Here is a 20,589-nt window from a genome sequence, read left to right on the forward strand (position 1 = left end):
AGATGCTCGCCGCTCTGGGCTTCAACAGCGTCGACGCGCTGGTGCAGGCCGCCGTCCCGCAGTCCATCCATGCCGCCGCACGGCCGACCACCGGCATCCCGCCCGCCGCCACCGAGGCCGAGGCGCTCGCCGAGCTGCGGGAGCTCGCCGACCAGAACCGCCTCGCGCGGCCCATGATCGGACTGGGCTACTACGACACGTTCACGCCCAGCGTGATCACGCGCAACGTGCTCGAGAACCCGTCCTGGTACACCGCCTACACGCCGTATCAGCCCGAGATCTCGCAGGGGCGCCTGGAGGCGCTGATCACGTTCCAGACCATGGTCACCGACCTGACCGGGCTGGCCACGGCGAACGCGTCGATGCTCGATGAGGCCACCGCCGTCGCCGAGGGGATGCTGCTGGCCCGCCGCGCGTCGAAGGCGGCCTCGAACGTGTTCGTCGTGGACGCCGACGCCTTCCCGCAGACCAAGGCCGTGCTGCGCGTGCGGGCGCGGGCGGTCGGCATCCATCTCGTCGAGCTCGCGCTCGCCGACGGCGCCGAGCTGCCGACCGAGCTGTTCGGCGTGTTCGTGCAGTACCCCGGTGCCTCGGGGCGGGTGTGGGACCCGACCGGCGTGCTCGACGCCGCGCACGTGGCCGGGGGCCTGGCCGTCGTGGCCGCCGATCTGCTGGCCCTGACGCTGCTGCGCTCGCCGGGATCGCTGGGGGCCGACGTCGCCGTCGGCACGACGCAGCGATTCGGCGTGCCGCTGGGCTTCGGCGGCCCGCACGCCGGCTACATGGCGGTGCGGCAGGGGCTGGAGCGCCAGCTGCCCGGGCGGCTCGTGGGCGTCTCGCAGGATGCCGACGGCCAGAACGCGTACCGGCTCGCGCTGCAGACCCGCGAGCAGCACATCCGGCGCGAGAAGGCCACCAGCAACATCTGCACCGCGCAGGTGCTGCTGGCCGTGATGGCCGCGATGTACGCGGTCTACCACGGGCCTGAGGGGCTGAGCGAGATCGCGACCGACGTCGCCCGCAAGACCGAGGCGCTCGCGCAGCGGCTGCGCGACTACGGGCAGAACGTGCACCACGACGCGTTCTTCGACACGCTGCGGGTGACCGTGCCGGGCACGGCGCGCACCGTCGTGGAGCGGGCCCGCTCGCGCGGCTACCAGCTGTTCTGGGCGGATGAGGCCACCGTCGGCGTCTCGGTCGACGAGACCACCACCGCGGCCGATCTGGCCGCCGTCGCGTGGGCGTTCGGCGCCCCCGAAGCCGACGAGCACGGCGACCGCGACCTGGCGTACGCCGACGCGACTCCGATCGCCGGGGTCGCGGCATCCCTGCACCGCGAAGACGAGTACCTCACGCATCCGGTCTTCCACACCCACCGATCCGAGACCGCCATGATGCGGTACCTCAAGCAGCTCGCCGACCGCGACTATGCGCTGGACCGCGGCATGATCCCGCTCGGCTCGTGCACCATGAAACTCAACGCCGCCACCGAGATGGCGGCCATCAGCTGGCCGGAGTTCGCGCGCGTGCACCCGTTCGCGCCCGAGGCGGACGTGCGCGGCTACCTGGCGATGATCGAGCAGCTGGAGTCGTGGCTGGCCGAGCTGACCGGGTACGACAGCGTCTGCCTGCAGCCCAACGCCGGCTCGCAGGGCGAGCTGACCGGACTGCTGGCCATCCGCGGCTACCACGAGGCGAACGGCGAGGCGCAGCGCACGGTGTGCCTGATCCCGTCGTCGGCGCACGGCACGAACGCCGCCTCGGCGGTGCTGGCCGGGATGCGGGTGGTCGTCGTCGCATGCGATGAGGCCGGCAACGTCGACCTCGGCGACCTGCGCGCGAAGATCGCCGAGCACGCCGACGCGCTGGCGGCGCTGATGATCACCTACCCGTCCACCCACGGCGTGTATGAGCAGGACGTGGCCGAGATCGCCGCCGCCGTGCACGATGCCGGCGGGCAGGTCTACGTCGACGGGGCGAACCTGAACGCGCTGCTGGGCTTCGCCCGGTTCGGCGACTTCGGCGGCGACGTGTCGCACCTGAACCTGCACAAGACATTCGCCATCCCGCACGGCGGCGGCGGGCCGGGCATCGGGCCGGTCGCCGCCAAAGCCCACCTGGCGCCGTACCTGCCCGCGCATCCGCTGGCCCAGCGCGCCGACCATGTCGGCGGGGTGCGGTTCACCGGCGGGCCGGTCGCCGCGGCCCCATACGGCTCGGCGGGCATCCTGCCGATCTCGTGGGCGTACATGCGCATGATGGGCTCCGCCGGGCTGCGCGAGGCGACCGCCGCGGCGGTGCTGGCTGCCAACTACTTGGCGGTGCGGCTGCACGACCACTTCCCGGTGCTCTACACCGGCGTCGGAGGACTGGTCGCGCACGAGTGCATCCTCGACCTGCGGCCGCTGCGCGAGCAGACCGGCATCAGCGTGGACGACGTCGCCAAGCGGCTCATCGACTACGGGTTCCACGCGCCGACGATGTCGTTCCCGGTGGCCGGGACCTTGATGGTCGAACCCACCGAGTCCGAGGACCTCGACGAGCTCGAGCGCTTCATCGAGGCGATGATCGCCATCAAGGCCGAGGCGTTCGCGGTCTCGGCGGGGCAGTGGCCCGCGGACGACAACCCGCTGGTCAACGCGCCACACACCGCGCAGCAGATCGTCGCCGAGCAGTGGACGCATCCGTACTCGCGCGAGGTGGCCGTCTACCCGACGCGCGCGCTGGTGCGCACGAAGTACTGGCCGCCGGTGCGCCGCATCGACCAGGCCTACGGCGACCGGCACCTGGTCTGCGCCTGCCCGCCGATCGAGGCGTTCGCGTAGGTCGGCGGGTCGGCGGCCGGGCGCGGGCAGACAGCGCCGGCAGGTCAGGAGCCGGACGGGCTGGGTGAGGGCGACGACGACGACGGCAGCGGACCGAACACGCCGGGCCACAGCGACGCGGCCAGCGGATAGCCCACGAACGAGACGATGTCCAGGATCGCATGCGCGACCACCAGCGGCATCACGCGCCCCCAGCGCCGGTAGCACCAGCCGAAGACGACGCCCATCACGAAGTTGCCCACGATCGGTCCGACGCCCTGATAGGCGTGGTAGCTGCCGCGCACCGCGGCCGAGGCGAGGATGATCGTCCAGTCGTTCCAGCCCGCCTGCCGCAGCCGCCGGAACAGGTAGCCGATCATGATCACCTCCTCCTGCAGCCCCGCTCGCACCGCCGACAGCACGAGCAGCGGGATCGTCCACCAGGACGGGTCCAGCGGGGATGCCTGCACCTGCACGGTCAGGCCGGTCAGGCGTCCGACCACGTAGAGGCCGAGACCGGGCAGGCCGATGACCGCCGCGATCACCAGACCCGACCCGAGATCGCGGGCGGGCCGGCGCAGGTCCAGGCCGATCCGCCGGAACGGGCTGACCGTGTCCCAGAGCAGATACACGACGAGGCCGACCAGGGCCAGCGAGAAGCCGATGTCCAGCAGCTGATAGAGGATGTCCCAGAACGCCTGCGCGGACTGGGTGGAGTTCAGTGCGGTGGCCTGGGAGCCCAGCGGCACATTGATCAGGAACCGCCGCACCAGCAGCAGCAGCGAATACACCGCCGACTGGCCCAGCGTGCACGCCAGCACCAGACCGACCTCCCACCACACGCGGGCGCGAGCGGGGGCGGGTTCGCCGACCTGAGAGGGGGACACTCCACAGATTGTCACATGAAAGCGTTGTTCGGTAAAAGGTGTGTAACGGTTTGGGGAGTCATTTGGAGCAGAGCCACCAGTATGCCTAGGGTTGCGGGTATCACCGCTGACGCCGCGCGCACATCGATGCGCGCGTGGCGGACTGCGGATTCATCCCTTTCCCAGGAGGAAACGTGAAGCGAACGAAGATCGCTCTCGCCGGGCTGGCCATGCTGGCTGTGGGCGCGATGGCCCTCACCGGCTGCGCCAGCGGCGGTGGCGGCAATGACAACAGTGCCAAGCCCAGCGGCAACACCGGTGACGCTTCGGCCATCATCTCGGTCAACGGCTCCGAGCCGGAGAACCCGCTGATCCCCACCAACACCAACGAGGTGGGCGGTGGCAAGATCCTCGACTCGATCTTCGCCGGACTGGCCTACTACGACGCCACCGGCAAGCTCGTCAACGACATGGCCGACTCGATCACGGTCGATGACCCCACCGACCTGACGATCAAGATCAAGAGCGGCGAGAAGTTCACCAACGGTCAGACGCTGACCGCGGACAGCTTCATCAAGGCCTGGCAGTACGGCGCGAAGTTCTCCAACAAGCAGCTGAACTCGTCGTGGTTCGCCGACATCGAGGGCTTCGACCCGGCGAAGGACTCGGACCTGACCGGTCTGAAGAAGGTCGACGACAACACCTTCACCGTGAAGCTGGCCACCCCGGTGGCGGCCGAGTTCGCACAGCGCCTGGGCTACTCCGCCTACTACCCGCTGCCGGACGTCGCCTTCACCGACATGAAGGCGTTCGGCGAGGCTCCGATCGGCAACGGCCCGTACAAGCTGGCCAGCGACTCGGCGTGGCAGCACGACGTGCAGATCGACCTGGTCAAGAACGACCAGTACACCGGCGGGCGCCAGGCGCACAACGGCGGTCTGACGATCAAGTTCTACACGTCGCAGGACTCGGCCTACGCCGACCTGCAGAGCGGCGACGTGGACGTCATCGACGCGATCCCGGCATCGGCGTTCGCGACCTTCGAGTCGGACCTGGGCGACCGTGCGGTCAACCAGCCGGCGGCGATCTTCCAGTCGTTCACGCTTCCCAAGGACCTCGCGCACTTCACGGGTCAGGAAGGCGAGCTGCGTCGTCAGGCGCTGTCGATGGCGATCAACCGCGAGCAGATCACGGACAAGATCTACAACAAGACGCGCACCCCTGCCAGCGACTTCACGTCGCCGGTGATCAGCGGCTGGTCGGACAGCCTGACCGGCGCCGACGTGCTCAAGTACAACCCCGAGAAGGCCAAGCAGCTGTGGGCCCAGGCCGATGCGATCTCCAAGTGGAGCGGATCGTTCCAGATCGCGTACAACGCCGACGGCGGTCACCAGGTGTGGGTGGATGCGGTTGCCAACTCGCTGAAGAACACGCTCGGCATCGACGCGTCCGGCAAGTCGTACGTCGACTTCGCCACGCTGCGCAAGGACGTGAACGCGCGCACCATCAAGACCGCGTTCCGCACCGGTTGGCAGGCTGACTACCCCAGCCAGTACAACTTCCTGCAGCCGCTGTACGGCACCGGGGCCAGCTCCAACGACAGCGACTATGCGAACCCCGCGTTCGACAAGCTGCTCGCCGAGGGCGCTACCGCCACCGACCCGGCCGAAGCGACCAAGGACTACGCGCAGGCACAGGAGATCCTCCTCAAGGACCTCCCGTCCATCCCGCTGTGGTACTCGAACGTGACCGGTGGGTTCGCCAAGGGCGTGCAGAACGTCACGTTCGGCTGGAACTCGGTTCCGCTGTACTACCAGATCACCAAGGGCTGACCGGCCCTGAGATCTACCCCGCGAGGCGGTGGCGATCACGTCACCGCCTCGCGGCATGCCGTGCTGGGCTAGCATGGTCAACGCATTCGTCGCCGGATGCCCGCCGCACACCGCTGTGCCGCGCATCGCGTCCGGGGCCTCCAATTTTCAGCCTTCCGCACCCCGAAGGGAGGGCGCATGCTCGGATACATCCTCAAACGCCTTCTGCAGGTGATCCCGGTCTTCATGGGGGCCACCCTGCTCATCTTCTTCCTCGTCTTCGCCATGCCCGGCGACCCGATCGCCGCGCTGTTCGGTGACAAACAGCCCAGCCCCCAGTTGCTGGTGGCACTGCGCGCCCAATACCACCTGGACGAGCCGTTCCTGGTGCAGTATTTCTACTACCTGTCGGGCATCTTCCGCGGTGACATGGGGCAGACCTTCTCAGGGCAGTCGGTCAACGCGGTCCTGGCGCGCACCCTGCCGGTCACGGCGCGCCTGGCGGTCATGTCGATCGGCATCGAGTTCCTGTTGTCCATCGTGGTCGGCACCATCTCGGCGCTGCGCAAGGGCAAGCTCTTCGACAACGCCGCGCTGATCGCGGGCCTGGTCTTCCTGTCGGTGCCGGTGTTCGTGCTCGGCTTCGTCGCACAGTACTTCCTGGCCATCAAGCTCGGCTGGTTCAAACCCACCGTCGGCGGCGACAACGATTGGAACGGGCTGTGGCTGCCGGCGCTGGTGCTGGGCGTGAGCCTGTTCGCCACCAGCATGCGCCTGATGCGCGGCTCGGTGCTGGACACCCTGAACCAGGACTGGGTGCGCACCGCATACAGCAAGGGGCTGCCGCGACGCCGGGTGCTGCCGGTGCATGTGATGCGCAACTCGCTCATCCCGATGATCACCAACTCGGCGACCAACTTCGGCGTGCTCCTGGTGGGCGCGACCGTGACCGAGGCGGTGTTCAACATCCCCGGTGTGGGCAACACGCTGTTCAAAGCGACGATCCTGCACGAGGGGCCGACGATCGTGTCATTCGTGACGGTGTTCGTCATCCTGTACGTGCTCGTGAACCTGGTCGTGGATCTGCTCTACGGCCTGCTGGACCCGAGGATCCGATATGTCCGTTAATCCTTCCGACGCGCATTACGTCGCACCCATCCAGACCCGGACCATCGACGTCGACGTGGTCAACGTCTCGGCCAAGCCGACCAGCCTGTGGTCGGATGCCTGGCGCGACATCCGCAAGCGCCCGACGTTCTGGATCTCGGTGGCCATCGTCGCGGTCGTGCTGCTGATGATCGCGTGGCCGACGCTGTTCACGCACACCCCGCCCAACAGCGGATGCACCCTGGACAACTCCAACGCCGGCCCTGCCGCCGGACATCCCCTGGGCTTCACACTGCAGGGCTGCGACATCTACGCACGCATCGTGTGGGGGTCGCGCGCCTCGGTCTCGGTCGGCCTGATCTCGACGATCATCGGCTCCGGCATCGGCCTGGTGATGGGCGCACTGGCCGGCTTCTACGGCGGCTGGCTCGACTCGCTGCTCTCGCGCGTGGGCGACATCTTCTTCACGATCCCCTATATCCTGGCCGCCGTCGTGGTCATGACGGTGTTCGCGCAGTACCGCAACGTGTTCACGCTGTCGCTGGCGATCGGCGGGTTCGCCTGGGCGGCGACCGCGCGCGTGGTGCGCGCGGAAGTGCTGCGGGTGACGCAATCCGACTTCATCACGGCGTCGCGGGCGCTGGGCAAATCGCGGTTCGGCACGCTGGTCTCGCACGTCGTGCCCAACGCGATCGCGCCGCTGCTGGTGGTGTCCACCCTGAGCCTGGCCGGGGCGATCGTCGCCGAGGCGACGCTGGCGTTCCTGGGCGTGGGCCTGGGCAGCTCGACGATGTCGTGGGGCAACGACATCAGCGCAGCCCAGACCTCGCTGCGGGTGGCGCCGATGTCCTTGATCTACCCGTCGATCGTCCTGACCATCACGGTTCTGGCGTTCATCATGCTGGGCGAGCTGATCCGCGACGCCCTCGATCCGAGGGCGAGGGCACAGCGATGAACGACGTCGTCGACACGCCGCTGCTGAGCATTCGCGACCTGAAGGTCGCCTTCCGCGGGCAGCGCCAGATGCGCGAGGTGCTGCACGGCATCAACCTCGAGATCTATCCGGGTGAGACCCTCGCCATCGTGGGCGAGTCCGGCTCGGGCAAGTCCACGACCGCGTCGGCGATCGTGAACCTGCTGCCGGGCACCGGCCGCGTCACCGCCGGGTCGATCATGCTGGACGGGCGCGAGCTGACGGCGCTGAGCGAGCGGCAGATGGAGCGGGTGCGCGGCCGCGAGATCGGCTACGTGCCGCAGGACCCGATGTCCAACCTCAACCCGGTGTGGTCGATCGGCTTCCAGGTGAAGGAGGCCATCCGGGCCAACGGCGTCGCGCACGGCCGCCGTGCAGTCACCGCGCGCGCCATCGAGGTGCTCAAGCAGGCGGGCCTGGCCGACGCCGAGCGGCGCCTGCACCAGTACCCGCATCAGTTCTCCGGCGGCATGCGCCAGCGCGCGCTGATCAGCATCGGCCTGGCCGCAGACCCCAAGCTGCTGATCGCCGACGAGCCGACCAGCGCGCTGGATGTCACGGTGCAGCGGGTGATCTTGGACTACATGGCGAGTCTGACCCGTGAGAAGGGCACCTCGGTGCTGCTGATCACGCACGACCTGGGCCTGGCTGCCGAGCGTGCCGAGAAGATCGTCGTCATGCAGCACGGCGAGATCGTCGAGGCCGGCCCCAGCCGGGAGATCCTCGAGAATCCGCTGCATCCGTACACGCAGCGGCTCGTGGCGGCAGCCCCCAGCATCGCGTCCCAGCGCATCCAGGCCGGGGTCGGCGCCCACACGATGGAGCGGACGGCGCAGGCCGCCGACGCGGCTCCGGCCGTGTCGGTGCGGGACCTGACCAAGGAGTACAAGATCCGCACCGGCGGGCTCGGCTCGGTGCCGTTCCGCGCCGTGGATGCGGTCAGCTTCGACATCCCGCGCGGCAAGACCATGGCGCTGGTAGGCGAGTCCGGCTCCGGCAAGTCGACGGTCGCGAAGCTGATCCTGAAGATCGAGGACCCGACGGCCGGCTCGATCCACATCGGCGGCCGCGACACCGCGATGCTGTCCAGTCGCGAGGTGTTCGCGATGCGCCGGCGCATGCAGCCGGTGTTCCAGGACCCGTACGGATCGCTGGACCCGCTGCGCAACATCGGCAACACCATCGCCGAGCCGCTGGAGATCCACAAGGTCGGCGACCGGGCATCCCGGCACCGCCGGGTGGTCGAACTGCTCGACCAGGTGGCCCTGCCGCAGGAGCTGGCCACCCGCTACCCGAACGAGCTGTCCGGCGGCCAGCGGCAGCGTGTCGCGGTGGCCCGCGCCCTGGCTCTCAAGCCCGACATCGTCGTGCTCGACGAGGCCGTCTCGGCGCTGGATGTGCTCGTGCAGGACCAGATCCTGCAGCTGCTGGCCCAGCTGCAGAGCGAGCTAGATCTGACCTACCTGTTCATCACCCACGACCTGGCCGTCGTGCGGGTCGTCGCCGACGAGGTGTGCGTCATGGAGAAGGGCCGGATCGTGGAGCACGGCACCGTCGATGCGATCTTCGCGAACCCCGCCGAGCAGTACACCAAGGGGCTGTTGGATGCCATCCCCGGTGCGTCGATCCCGCTGGGCGGTGGTGCGCGCTGACCGCATCGGACGGCTCGGAACGCAGGGTCTTCCGCCCTGGATCGGCGATCCCGATCTTCGGCATCTCCGCCCTGGTGGTCGTGTTCCTGCTCGGCGACGCGGTCATCCGCGGGGGTCTCGCCGACGCCGCCCTACTGGCGCCGTGGCCCCTGCTGGCGCTGTGGCTGGTCTATGTCTCGGCGTTCGCGTCGTCGATCACGGTGGATGGCGCCGGGGTGATCGTGCAGAACATGCTGCAGATCATCCGCATCCCGTGGCCGCGGGTGCGCGACATGCAGTGGCGCTGGCAGGTCGAGCTGACCCTGGACGACGGCCGCCAGGTGCGGGCGCAGGGCGGCCCGCTGCAGGGGCGCGGCGGTCGCCGGCCCGGCAGCCCGAGCCTGACCCCCGGCCACGTGAGGGCGCAGTTCGACTACTTGACCCGACTGCGCGAGGCCGCCGCCGACCGTCTCCGCACCGGCGAGGTGCCGCCGGTGCGGCGCGGCTGGGATCCGGTCGGGCTCATCGCCCTTGCGATCCTGGTCGTCTGGGCGATCGCGGCGATCGCCGTGACGGGAGGACTGTGATGGCGAAGTCGATCGAGGAAGGCGGTTCCTTCGTGCTGCGGGCGCTGATGTCGTCGGTCACGTTCTGGGCGCTGGTGGGCATCGCCGTCATCTTCGTCGGCGACGCCGCGATCCGCGGCCGATTCGCGATAGCGCTGCGTGCGGCGCTGATTCTCGGTCTTCTGGTGTGGTGCGCGTGGGTGCTCCTGTACCGGATGAGCATCCGGGTGGATGCCGACGGCCTGACCGTGCGCAATCTGCTGCGCTGGGTGCGCATTCCGTGGGGGCAGGTGGCCGAGATAAGCCGCAGGATGCAGCTGCGGGTCGTCCTCGCCGACAACAGCGTCGTGGAGTGCTGGGGTGGGACCTTCGCCAGCCGGCCCGGCACGCGCCGCTCGCGGGAGGCCGATCGGGGCGACCCGGGGCTGGCACTGCTGCGCACCGCGCACGCCGGCGCACGCAAGGCCGGCGGCACCGTGCAGCGCGGGTGGGACGTCCCGGCCCTCGCGGCAGGAACCGTGCTCCTGATCGCGGCGGCGCTGGCGGCGCTGCTGTGAGGCGGCCCCGGCGCGCACCGTGCATATCCCACAATGCCAGCCCGCCCACAAGCGGGCAGACCTTAACGCCCCGATAAAGAATCCGTGTGAAAGCGGGCAGGATCGATGTTGTCGATTAAAGTAGACGCCGGCACCCCACGGGTGTGGGCCGACCACAAATCGGCATCGACATCGTCGTCGATCATGAGTCGGCGCCAGATGAGCAAGGAACGTTCACCAAAGTGATCACAGCACAACCCGCGACCGGCGCGCTGCGCGCGACACCCGCAAGGCCAGGCCGGGCCGCCGCACCGGGCGGAGGGCGAGCGTGATCATCTACATCGTTCGCCGCATCATCAATTATCTGATCCTGACGGCGGTCGCCTCGTCGCTGGCGTACATGCTGGCCAGCACCGGGCTGAACCCGGTGTGGCAGTTCGAGAACCGGCATCCGCGCCCGCCGCAGTCCTCGATCGACCAGCTCCTGAACAACTGGGGCGTGAACCCGCACGTGCCGCTGATCGAGCGCACCTGGACCTGGTTCACCAACATCTTCCGCGGCGACCTGGGTCTGACGGTGGGCAATCAGCCGGTGCTCCAGCAGATCGGCATCCGTGCCGGAGTGAGCCTGCAGCTGCTGCTGGTCGGTGCGATCCTCGGTGCGATCCTCGGCGTGGTCCTGGGCGTGTGGGGCGCCGTGCGCCAGTACAAGGCCAGCGACCAGATCGTCACGCTCGCCTCGTACGTCGTCTTCGCGACCCCGGTGTTCGTGATGGCGATCCTGTTCATGATCGTCGCGACCTACCTCAACCAGGCGCTCGGGTTCCAGCTGATCACCTTCAGCGGACAGTACTCCGCCAGCACACCCCCCGATTTCTGGTCGCAGTTCGGCGATCGGATATCACACGCCACGCTGCCGACTCTGGTCCTGGCGATCGCCGGCGCCGCCTCGTACAGCCGCTACCAGCGCAGCACGATGCTCGACGTGCTGGGCGCGGACTACATCCGCACCGCCCGCTCGAAGGGCCGCACCCGCGGGTCGGCGCTGGTGCGCCACGGCGTGCGGATCGCGCTGATCCCGATGTCGACCTTCTTCGCCTACAGCTTCGGCACCCTGGTGGCCGGTTCCGCGATGCTGGAGATCGTATTCAGCTGGCACGGCATGGGGGAGCTGGCAATCCAATCCATCCAGCAGAACGACATCAACGCCGTGGCCGGATCGACCCTGTTCGTGGCCATCCTGATCCTGTGCTCGTCGACGCTGTCAGAGATCCTGTACGCCGCGCTGGACCCGAGAGTGAGGCGCTGAGATGGCAATGCAAGAAGCCGGTCTGCTCAGCCAAGACGACGCACCGATGCCCACCGAGCCGGAGCCGGTCACGGCGACGCTGTCGGCCAAGCCCTCCTCGCGCGGCCGCGTCATCTGGCGCCGACTGCAGCACACCCCGCGATTCTGGATCGGTGCATCCGTTCTGGTGCTGATCGTGCTGCTGGCGATCTTCGGCCAGTTCCTGACGCAGTGGAGCCCCACCGATCAGGACGTCGACAACATGAACTACCCGCCGACGATCGTGCACTGGTTCGGCACCGACATCCTCGGCCACGACCTGTTCGCACAGATCGTCTCCGGCCTGCAGAAGTCCCTGATCATCGGGTTCGTCGCCGGCCCCGCCTCGACGCTCATCGCCGGGGTCGTCGGCGCGACGGCGGGCTACCTGGGCGGCTGGGGCGACAAGGCCATCGCGTGGGTCATCGACCTGATGCTGGTGCTGCCGGCCTTCTTCATCCTGGTGCTGCTGTACCCGTTCACCAAGGGCAGCTGGGTCGTGATGATGATCTTCCTCGCCGTCACCGGCTGGATGATCATGGCGCAGGTGATCCGCAATCAGACCCGGTCGCTGCGGGAGCGCGAGTTCGTCAAGGGCGCCCGCTACATGGGGTTCAGCACCTGGTCGGTCGTGCGCCGGCACATCATCCCCAACGTCGCATCGCTGCTGATCATCGACGCGACGCTGGGCATCGCCGCGATGATCCTGGCCGAGACGAGCCTGAGCTTCTTCGGCTTCGGCGTGCAGCCGCCGGCCGTCTCGCTGGGCACGCTGCTGGCCGACGGACAGTCGGCCGCCACGACGCGGCCCTGGCTGTTCCTGTTCCCGGCCGGCACGCTGATCGTGCTGCTACTGGCCATCAGTCTCGTCGGCGACGCATTGCGCGATGCGATCGACCCGACCTCGGGGGTGAACCGTGCCTGAAACCGTCATCGCGTCCCAGACCACCGCAACGCGCAGCGGCGGCCGTCCGCTGCTGGAGGTGAAGAACCTCTCGGTCACCTTCCCGCAGCGCTCCGGTGACGTGCGCGCCGTTCGCGACATCAGCTACACGATCGACGAAGGCGAGTTCCTCGGCATCGTCGGCGAGTCCGGCTCCGGCAAGTCGGTGTCGTCGCTGGCGATCATGGGCCTGCTGCCGGACACCGCCGTGATCGAGGGCGAGATCCGCTACAACGGGCAGTCGCTGCTGGGGATGAACGATCATGAGCTGTCCCGCATCCGCGGCAGCGAGATCGCGATGGTCTTCCAGGACCCGCTGTCGGCGCTGACCCCGGTGTACACGATCGGCGACCAGATCGCCGAGGCGCTGCACCTGCACGACAAGGCGCTGAGCACGCAGGCGGCCGCCGTCCGCGCTGTCGAGCTGCTCAAGCTCGTGGGCATCCCCGACCCCGAGCGGCGGGCGCTGGCGTTCCCGCACGAGTACTCCGGCGGCATGCGCCAGCGCGCCATGATCGCCATGGCGATCGCGAACGACCCGCGCCTGATCATCGCCGACGAGCCGACGACGGCGCTGGATGTCACGATTCAGGCGCAGATCCTCGAGGTGCTGCAGGAGGCCAAGCGCCTCACCGGTGCCGCCGTGTCGCTGATCACGCACGACCTGGGGGTGGTGGCCGGCCAGGCCGACCGCGTAGCCGTCATGTATGCCGGCAAGCTGGTCGAGCACGGCACGGTCGACGAGGTGTTCGCAGAGCCCCAGATGCCGTACACGATCGGCCTGCTGCGCTCGGTGCCGAACATCCGCACCGCGGGCACCGCCCGGCTGGTGCAGCTGGAGGGGCGGCCGCCGTCGCTGGCGAACCTGCCGCGCGGCTGCCCGTTCGCGCCGCGTTGCCCGGTCGCCATCGACATCTGCTTCACGGATGAGCCGACCCTGGTCGAGCACGGTGGGCCGGACGGCCACACCGCCGCCTGCCACCGCTCCAGCGAGATCATCTCGGGACAGCTGAGCCGGCCCGAGATCTTCCCGCGGCCGGAGGCGCTCGCGCAGCGGGTGCTGCCGGATGCGACGGCCGAGCCGGTGCTGGTGGTCAAGGACCTGGTCAAGCACTTCCCACTGATGAAGGGCGGCGTCTTCCGCCGCCAGGTCGGCACCGTGCGGGCGGTGGACGGCGTCTCCTTCGCCCTGCGCCCGGGACGGACCCTCGCGATCGTGGGGGAATCCGGCTGCGGCAAGACGACGACGATCCTGGAACTGATGGAGATGGTGCAGCCGCAGTCCGGGTCGATCGAGATCACCGGCAAGCGGGTCGGAAGACTAGGCGCGCGCGAGCTGCGCGAGTTGCGCAGCGACATCCAGATCGTCTTCCAGGACCCGGCCGCCGCGGTCGATCCGCGGCTGCCGATCGCCGACGTCGTGGGCGAGCCGCTGCTGGCACAGGGCGTGCCGCGGCACAAGCGCAACGAGCGCGTCGCCGAGCTGCTGGACCTGGTGGGCCTGGACCCGTCCATGCTGGACCGCTATCCGCATGAGTTCTCGGGCGGCCAGCGCCAGCGCATCGGCATCGCGCGGGGGCTGGCCACCGACCCGAAGATCCTCGTCCTGGACGAGCCGGTCTCGGCCCTGGATGTGTCGATCCAGGCGGGCGTCATCAACCTGCTGCAGGATCTGCGCGACAAGCTCGGCCTGTCGCTGATCTTCGTCGCGCACGACCTGGCCGTGGTGCGCCAGATCGCCGACGACGTCGCGGTGATGTATCTGGGCAAGATCGTCGAGTACGGTCCGATCGCCCAGGTCTTCGACACTCCGAAGCACCCGTACACGCAGGCCCTCATGTCGGCCGCGCCGATCCCGGACCCGGCCATCGAGCGCACCCGCGAGCGGGTGCTGCTGGACGGCGATCTGCCGAGCCCGGCGGAGAAGATCGACGGCTGCCGATTCCGCACCCGGTGCCCGCTGTACAAGATCCTGGACGCGCCGCGGCGTGCACTCTGCGACGCTCAGGACCCGGAACTCATCGACCACGAGGGGGACCTGGTCGCATGCCACCATGTGGACCGCAACACATTGGTCGTCGGCTGACGACCGCACACTCCCGTCCGAAAAGGGTCGGGTCACACAGAAGAAGAGGAAGCTCATGAACCGCAGAACCACAGCACTCGCGGCAGTCGCGGTGCTCAGCGCTGCCGGCCTTGCGCTGGCCGGCTGCGCCCAGCCCAACGCGAAGCCGACCAGCAGCGAAGCTCCCCAGCTTCCGCTCGTGGGTTGGACGCCGGTGCCGGCATCCAGCCTGCAGCAGGGCGGAACCCTCAACCTCGCCGCACTGTCCAGCGGCACCGACGAGGGCAACTGGAACATCAACACGACGCAGGGCGCCAACGTGCCGGTCGTCGACATCACGGCGCCGCTGATGGGCGCGCCGTTGAAGGCCACCAAGGACGGTGCCGTCGAGGTCGACCCGAACTACGCGGAGAGCGTGGAACTGACCAGCAAGTCGCCGGAGACCATCGACGTCAAGCTGAACCAGAAGGCCGTCTGGGAGGACGGCTCCCCGCTGACGGCCAAGGACTACCAGGCCACGTACGCGGCGCTGTCGGGCAAGAACACCAAGTTCAACATCGCCTCGTCGGCCGGCTTCGACCAGGTCTCGAGCTTCGAGGTCGTCAGCGACTACGAGTTCAAGATCGTCTTCAACGAGCCGTACGCGGACTGGCAGGCCCTGATCGGCACCGCGGCCGTGCCGGCGGAGATCGCCAGCGACCCGGCGAAGTGGGCGAGCTTCACCACGAAGCCGCTGCCGTCCTCGGGCCCGTTCATCATGAGCAAGATCGACAACAACGCGAAGATCTACACCGAGACGCCCAACCCGAAGTGGTGGGGCGACACTCCGAAGCTCGACGCGATCAACTGGACCGTGACCGGACAGGACTCGCAGGCCCAGGCATTCGCCAACAACGAGCTCAACGCCGTTGAGGCTCAGGATGTGGACACCTACACCGCGGCGCTGAAGAAGTCGGGTGCCAAGGCGCTCAGCTCCGGTGGCGTGACGTACTCGCAGGTGACCTTCAACGGCCTGCAGGCGCCGCTGGACGACGTCAACGTCCGCAAGGCGATCTCGCAGTCGATCGACCGTGAGCTGATCGCCAAGACGGCCAACGAGCCACTCGGCGTCAAGGCCACCACCGACGGCAACTGGATCTTCATGCCCGGCCAGAAGGGCTACGTCGACACCGTCGACAAGCTGCTGCCCTACAACCTGGACGCGGCCAAGAAGCTGCTGACCGACTCCGGTTGGGCAAACGCCGACGGCAAGTGGACCAAGGACGGCAAGGAGCTCAAGCTCTCGGTCATCGTTCCGCAGGGCACCAAGTCCAACGAGCTGCGCGCCCAGCAGATCCAGTCGTCGCTGAAGAAGATCGACATCCCGGTCACGCTGGACGAGGTGCCCAGTGCCGACTACTTCACCAACATCATGGCCGGCAAGTACGAGATGGCCACGTTCGGATGGCAGGGCACCCTGTTCCCGATCAGCTCGAGCGAGTCGCTGTTCTACCCGGCCGGCAAGCCGGGCGGCAACGGTCAGAACTTCGCGTACGTCACGGACGAGAAGCTGGGTGACCTGTGGAAGCAGGCCAACTCCGAGCTCGACCCGGCCAAGCGTCTGAAGATCGCCGACCAGATCAACGACGTCATCGCCGGCTTCGTGCCGTTCCTGCCGATCTACCCGTACCCGAACGTGTTCGTCGTCGACGGCAACCTCGCCAACTACGGTCCGGCGACGTTCATGTCCACCGACTGGACGCAGGTCGGCTTCACCAAGTAGCCCTCCCTGAGCGAGCGCTGAAGGGGCGCCCGCCCCGACTCCGGTAGAATCGGAGCCGGGGCGGGCGCCTTTCTGCGTTTTCTGCCGCACCGCGACATGCCCCCGCCTCCCTTCTTCCCACCGAAAGGTGCCTTCGCCCATGGCAATCGCCCACCGTTCCGATCTGCGAAATGTCGCGATCGTCGCCCACGTCGACCACGGAAAGACGACGCTGGTGGACGCCATGCTGCGGCAGACCGGCTCATTCGGCGAGCACGCGCACGTCGAGGAGCGCGCGATGGACTCCAACGACCTGGAGCGCGAGAAGGGCATCACGATCCTCGCCAAGAACACGGCGATCACCTACAACGGCATCCATGCCACCGCCGGCCCCGTCACGATCAACGTGATCGACACGCCCGGTCACGCGGACTTCGGCGGCGAGGTCGAGCGCGGCCTGTCGATGGTCGACGGCGTGGTGCTGCTGGTGGATGCCTCCGAAGGCCCGCTGCCGCAGACCCGCTTCGTGCTGCGCAAGGCGCTGGAGGCGAAGCTGCCGGTGATCCTCGCGGTCAACAAGACCGATCGTCCGGACGCCCGCATCGCCGAGGTCGAGGCCGAGGCGCAGGACCTGCTGCTGGGGCTCGCCTCGGACCTGGTCGACGACGTGCCCGACCTGGATGTGGACGCCCTGCTGGACGTGCCGGTGGTCTACGCCAGCGGGCGCGCCGGCGCGGCTTCGCGCAATCGTCCCGCCAACGGCACACTGCCGGACAACGCCGACCTGGAGCCGCTGTTCCAGGCGATCCTGGAGCACGTGCCGGCGCCTTCCTACGACGATGAGGCGCCGCTGCAGGCCTGGGTGACGAACCTGGACTCCAGCCCGTTCCTGGGCCGGCTGGCGCTGCTGCGCGTGTTCAGCGGCACGCTGCGCAAGGGCCAGACGGTCGCCTGGGTGCGCCACGACGGATCGCACGCGAACGCGCGCATCACCGAGCTGCTGAAGACCCGGGCGCTGGAGCGCTACCCGGCCGAGTCGGCCGGCCCGGGCGACATCGTGGCCATCGCCGGGTTCGAGGACATCACGATCGGCGAGACCATCGCCGACCCGGACGATGTGCGTCCGCTGCCGTTCATCCACGTCGACGACCCGGCGATCTCGATGACGATCGGCACGAACACCTCGCCGCTGATGGGCAAGGTCCGCGGCCACAAGCTCACCGCCCGCATGGTCAAGGACCGGCTGGAGCGCGAGCTGATCGGCAACGTGTCGCTGAAGGTCGTCGACATCGGGCGGCCGGATGCCTGGGAGGTGCAGGGCCGCGGCGAGCTGGCGCTGGCCATCCTGGTCGAGAACATGCGCCGCGAGGGCTTCGAGCTGACCGTCGGCAAGCCGCAGGTGGTCACCAAGCAGATCGGCGGCAAGACGCACGAGCCGTTCGAGCAGCTGACCGTCGACGCGCCCGAGGAGTACCTGGGTGCCATCACGCAGCTGCTGGCAGGCCGCAAGGGCCGCATGGAGGGGATGACCAACCACGGGACCGGCTGGGTGCGGATGGAGTTCATCGTCCCCTCGCGCGGCCTGATCGGGTTCCGCACCGAGTTCCTCACGACCACCCGCGGCACCGGCATCGCCAACGCCATCGCGCACGGCTACGAGCCGTGGGCGGGCTCGATCGTCACCCGCCAGAACGGGTCGATCGTGGCCGATCGCTCCGGCGTGGTCACCCCGTTCGCGATGATCGCCCTGCAGGAGCGGATGAGCTTCTTCGTCCAGCCGACGCAGGAGGTCTACGAGGGCATGGTGATCGGCGAGAACTCGCGCAGCGACGACATGGACGTGAACATCACCAAGGAGAAGAAGCTCACCAACATGCGCTCCTCGACCTCGGACACGTTCGAGTCGATGACGCCGCCGCGTCAGCTGTCGCTGGAGGAGAGCCTGGAGTTCGCCCGCGATGACGAGTGCGTCGAGGTGACACCCGAGATGGTGCGCATCCGCAAGGTGAGCCTGATCGGCAGCGACCGCGCCCGCGCCACGGCACGGCTGAAGCGCCAGGACGCCGCGGTCTAGCCCCGCCGCTGCCGCGCCTCAGCGCAGTTCGGAGAGCAGGACCGCGGTGGTGCCCGGCTGCAGCGCCTCGAACACGTGCGGTGCGTCGCCGCGGTAGGACAGGAAGTCGCCCGGCGCCAGCAGCACCGGCGCGTCGGCCGGGCCGACGCGTGCGGCGCCGGTCATCAGCAGGACGTACTCGGTCGTGCCGCGGGTGTGCGGTGCCGATTCGCGGATGCCGCCGGGTTCGGCGCGGATCAGGTACAGGTCGCGCCGCGCCTGCGGGGGACTGGCCGTCAGCAGCGTCGCAGAATAGGGCGCGAGCTCGGAGGGCACCGGGGCGCCGGTCCGTGCGCGCACGAGCGTCGTGGCCGGCTCGTCGTCGTCGACGAACACCGCGAACGGCACGCCAAGGGTGGTCGCGATCGCCCACAGCGTCTCGACGCTGGGGTTGCCCGTGCCGCCCTCCAGCTGCGACACGGTGGCCTTGGAGATCCCGGCCCGGCGGGCGAGCTCGGACACAGACAGTCCGGCCCCTTCGCGCTCACGGCGCAGAGCCGCCGCGATGCGGGCGCCGAGGGACTCCATCTGTTCAGTATGGCAAACGATCGTTCGGTTTGATAACACCGCAGCTTACGTTCACAATGATCATCATGCGTTCGCTGCATCGAACACCCGCCGACGCGGCGGATGCGCTCGCCCGTCGGATGGTGGTGCGTTCGGCGCTGGGCGTCGCCGTGGCCACCAGCGCATACGGCATCTCGTTCGGGGCGCTGGCGACGGCATCCGGACTGGACATCTGGCAGGCCTGCGTGCTGAGCCTGGTGATGTTCACCGGCGGGTCGCAGTACGCGTTCATCGGCGTCATCGGCAGCGGCGGGCTTGCCGCAGCGCCGTCGGCGATCGCCTCCGCGGCGCTGCTGGGCGTGCGCAACATCGCCTATGGCATGCGGATGTCGCCGATCATCGGCGGCGGGCTGTTCAGGCGCGCCGCCGCCGCGATGCTGACCATCGACGAGTCCACCGCCGTCGCGCTGGGGCAGACGAATTCCCGCGCCCGCCTGCTCGGCTTCTGGCTGACGGGCCTGGGGATCTACCTCGGCTGGAACCTCACGACGCTGGCCGGGGCGCTGCTGGGCGACGTGCTGGGCGATCCACGGGCCTATGGGCTGGATGCCGCGGCAGCGGCCGCCTTCCTGGCACTGCTGTGGCCGCGGCTGCGGCGCCGCCAGGCCATCGCCGTGGGCATCGCCGCGGCGGTCGTGGCCGCGGCGCTGACGCCGGTGATGATGCCGGGCCTGCCGGTGCTGCTGGCGGCCGTCGTGGCGCTGCTGGTCGGCTGGTTCAACTGGCTGGGCCGCGGGGACGCCGCGCCGAGCGATCCCGACGACCTGCCGGAGCGGGAGGGCCTGCCGTGACGCTATGGAATGCCGTGCTGGTGGCGGCCATCGGCTGCGTCGCGCTGAAGACCCTCGGATACCTGATCCCGGGCCGCGTCGTGCAGGCGCCGCGGCCCGCGCGCATCGCCGATCTGCTCACGGTCGCGCTGCTGGCGGCCCTCGTCGCGGTGCAGACGCTGGGCGCCGGGCAGGCGGTCACACTCGACGCCCGGGTGCCCGCACTGGCGGTCGCTGCCGGACTGCTCCTGATCCGCGCGCCGTTCCTGGTCGTGGTGGCCGCCGCAGCCCTCGTGGCGGCGCTGCTGCGGCTATGGGGCTGGGCGGCGTAGCGCCGGTGTGTCACGTCGCCGCGCCGTAGACTGACGCCGTGAAATCCCCTCTCGTGCGCGCGCTGACCTGGCTGGTCGCACTCGTCATCGGCGCGGTCTACGGCACTGCCGGCACGATCGCGCACGCCTACCGGCTCGGGCCGGTGCCGGTGGGGGTGATCCTGGCCCTGGTCGGCATCGCGGCCCTCCTGGTGGCGATGCGGACGCTGACCGTCGACCGCTGGACGGCGCTGGTCGGCGGCGTCGGGGCCTTGGCGGCGACGGTGATGTTCTTCGGCGACGGGCCGGGCGGGTCGGTGCTGGTGCCCAGCGGCGGGCTCGACGAGCTGGGCGGGGTCAATCTCGGCCTGGTGTGGGGGATCGGCCTCGTCCTGGCGATCACGATCACCGTGGCGTGGCCCGATCTTTCCGCCGCCCGCCGCCGCCCGGGCAACTAG

17 protein-coding genes are annotated in these 20,589 nt (G+C 69.0%); 15 read left to right on the forward strand and 2 right to left on the reverse strand.

What is annotated here, in order from left to right; all coding sequences use genetic code 11:
* Positions 1 to 2 precede the first annotated feature (2 nt).
* On the forward strand, positions 3 to 2,825 hold the full coding sequence (gene gcvP, locus ABD705_RS06285; RefSeq protein ID WP_425562047.1) for an aminomethyl-transferring glycine dehydrogenase: 2,823 nt from the start codon (positions 3 to 5) through the stop codon (positions 2,823 to 2,825).
* A 44-nt stretch (positions 2,826 to 2,869) separates the two neighbouring features.
* Here gcvP and ABD705_RS06290 read toward each other — a convergent pair whose 3' ends face one another.
* Complete coding sequence (locus ABD705_RS06290; RefSeq protein WP_344781668.1) at positions 2,870 to 3,691, reverse strand: CPBP family intramembrane glutamic endopeptidase; 822 nt, start codon at positions 3,689 to 3,691, stop codon at positions 2,870 to 2,872.
* Positions 3,692 to 3,864: 173 nt separating this feature from the next.
* Here ABD705_RS06290 and ABD705_RS06295 point away from each other — a divergent pair, with 173 nt between their 5' ends.
* The 11 genes from ABD705_RS06295 to typA all read left to right on the forward strand — a co-directional run bounded on the left by ABD705_RS06295 (position 3,865) and on the right by typA (position 18,444).
* Complete coding sequence (locus tag ABD705_RS06295; RefSeq protein WP_344781670.1) at positions 3,865 to 5,502, forward strand: peptide ABC transporter substrate-binding protein; 1,638 nt, start codon at positions 3,865 to 3,867, stop codon at positions 5,500 to 5,502.
* A 177-nt stretch (positions 5,503 to 5,679) separates the two neighbouring features.
* On the forward strand, positions 5,680 to 6,609 hold the full coding sequence (locus ABD705_RS06300) for an ABC transporter permease (RefSeq protein WP_344781672.1): 930 nt from the start codon (positions 5,680 to 5,682) through the stop codon (positions 6,607 to 6,609).
* Positions 6,599 to 7,543 carry an ABC transporter permease gene (locus ABD705_RS06305; protein ID WP_344781674.1) on the forward strand — a complete coding sequence of 315 codons (945 nt, stop codon included), beginning with the start codon at positions 6,599 to 6,601 and terminating at the stop codon, positions 7,541 to 7,543. Before ABD705_RS06300 ends, ABD705_RS06305 begins: the two co-directional genes overlap by 11 nt.
* Positions 7,540 to 9,213 carry a dipeptide ABC transporter ATP-binding protein gene (locus ABD705_RS06310; protein ID WP_344781676.1) on the forward strand — a complete coding sequence of 558 codons (1,674 nt, stop codon included), beginning with the start codon at positions 7,540 to 7,542 and terminating at the stop codon, positions 9,211 to 9,213. Before ABD705_RS06305 ends, ABD705_RS06310 begins: the two co-directional genes overlap by 4 nt.
* Positions 9,214 to 9,287: 74 nt before the next feature.
* Entirely contained in the window at positions 9,288 to 9,779 is a 492-nt protein-coding gene (locus ABD705_RS06315; RefSeq protein ID WP_344781678.1) for a PH domain-containing protein, read from the forward strand.
* Entirely contained in the window at positions 9,779 to 10,315 is a 537-nt protein-coding gene (locus ABD705_RS06320; protein ID WP_344781680.1) for a PH domain-containing protein, read from the forward strand. Before ABD705_RS06315 ends, ABD705_RS06320 begins: the two co-directional genes overlap by 1 nt.
* Before the next feature lie 307 nt (positions 10,316 to 10,622).
* The gene (locus ABD705_RS06325) at positions 10,623 to 11,603 is read left to right on the forward strand and encodes an ABC transporter permease (protein ID WP_344781682.1); all 981 of its coding nucleotides are present in this window, start codon (positions 10,623 to 10,625) and stop codon (positions 11,601 to 11,603) included.
* Between the two features lies 1 nt (position 11,604).
* Positions 11,605 to 12,546 (forward strand): ABC transporter permease, encoded by a 942-nt coding sequence (locus tag ABD705_RS06330; RefSeq protein ID WP_344781684.1) that lies wholly within the window; start codon positions 11,605 to 11,607, stop codon positions 12,544 to 12,546.
* Positions 12,539 to 14,650, forward strand: a complete 2,112-nt coding sequence (locus tag ABD705_RS06335) for an ABC transporter ATP-binding protein (protein WP_344781686.1) — start codon at positions 12,539 to 12,541, stop codon at positions 14,648 to 14,650. The genes ABD705_RS06330 and ABD705_RS06335 overlap by 8 nt, the downstream gene beginning before the upstream one ends.
* Before the next feature lie 55 nt (positions 14,651 to 14,705).
* The gene (locus tag ABD705_RS06340) at positions 14,706 to 16,391 is read left to right on the forward strand and encodes an ABC transporter family substrate-binding protein (protein ID WP_344781688.1); all 1,686 of its coding nucleotides are present in this window, start codon (positions 14,706 to 14,708) and stop codon (positions 16,389 to 16,391) included.
* A gap of 139 nt (positions 16,392 to 16,530) precedes the next feature.
* Positions 16,531 to 18,444, forward strand: a complete 1,914-nt coding sequence (gene typA / locus ABD705_RS06345) for a translational GTPase TypA (protein WP_344781690.1) — start codon at positions 16,531 to 16,533, stop codon at positions 18,442 to 18,444.
* An 18-nt stretch (positions 18,445 to 18,462) separates the two neighbouring features.
* On the opposite strand, the gene ABD705_RS06350 is transcribed toward typA, so the two are convergent.
* Positions 18,463 to 19,011 (reverse strand): helix-turn-helix domain-containing protein, encoded by a 549-nt coding sequence (locus ABD705_RS06350; RefSeq protein ID WP_344781692.1) that lies wholly within the window; start codon positions 19,009 to 19,011, stop codon positions 18,463 to 18,465.
* Between the two features lie 65 nt (positions 19,012 to 19,076).
* Between ABD705_RS06350 and ABD705_RS06355 the strand changes: the two genes are divergently transcribed.
* Genes ABD705_RS06355 through ABD705_RS06365 form a run of 3 tightly spaced genes read left to right on the forward strand, consistent with a single transcriptional unit; the run spans position 19,077 to position 20,589 of the window.
* Positions 19,077 to 19,841, forward strand: coding sequence for an AzlC family ABC transporter permease (locus ABD705_RS06355; RefSeq protein WP_425562037.1), 765 nt, complete (start codon positions 19,077 to 19,079; stop codon positions 19,839 to 19,841).
* Complete coding sequence (locus tag ABD705_RS06360) at positions 19,838 to 20,152, forward strand: AzlD domain-containing protein (protein WP_344781694.1); 315 nt, start codon at positions 19,838 to 19,840, stop codon at positions 20,150 to 20,152. Before ABD705_RS06355 ends, ABD705_RS06360 begins: the two co-directional genes overlap by 4 nt.
* A gap of 38 nt (positions 20,153 to 20,190) precedes the next feature.
* The gene (locus tag ABD705_RS06365) at positions 20,191 to 20,589 is read left to right on the forward strand and encodes a histidinol dehydrogenase (protein ID WP_344781696.1); all 399 of its coding nucleotides are present in this window, start codon (positions 20,191 to 20,193) and stop codon (positions 20,587 to 20,589) included.

The organism is Microbacterium kribbense (genome assembly GCF_039537285.1).
Taxonomy (GTDB): domain Bacteria; phylum Actinomycetota; class Actinomycetes; order Actinomycetales; family Microbacteriaceae; genus Microbacterium; species Microbacterium kribbense.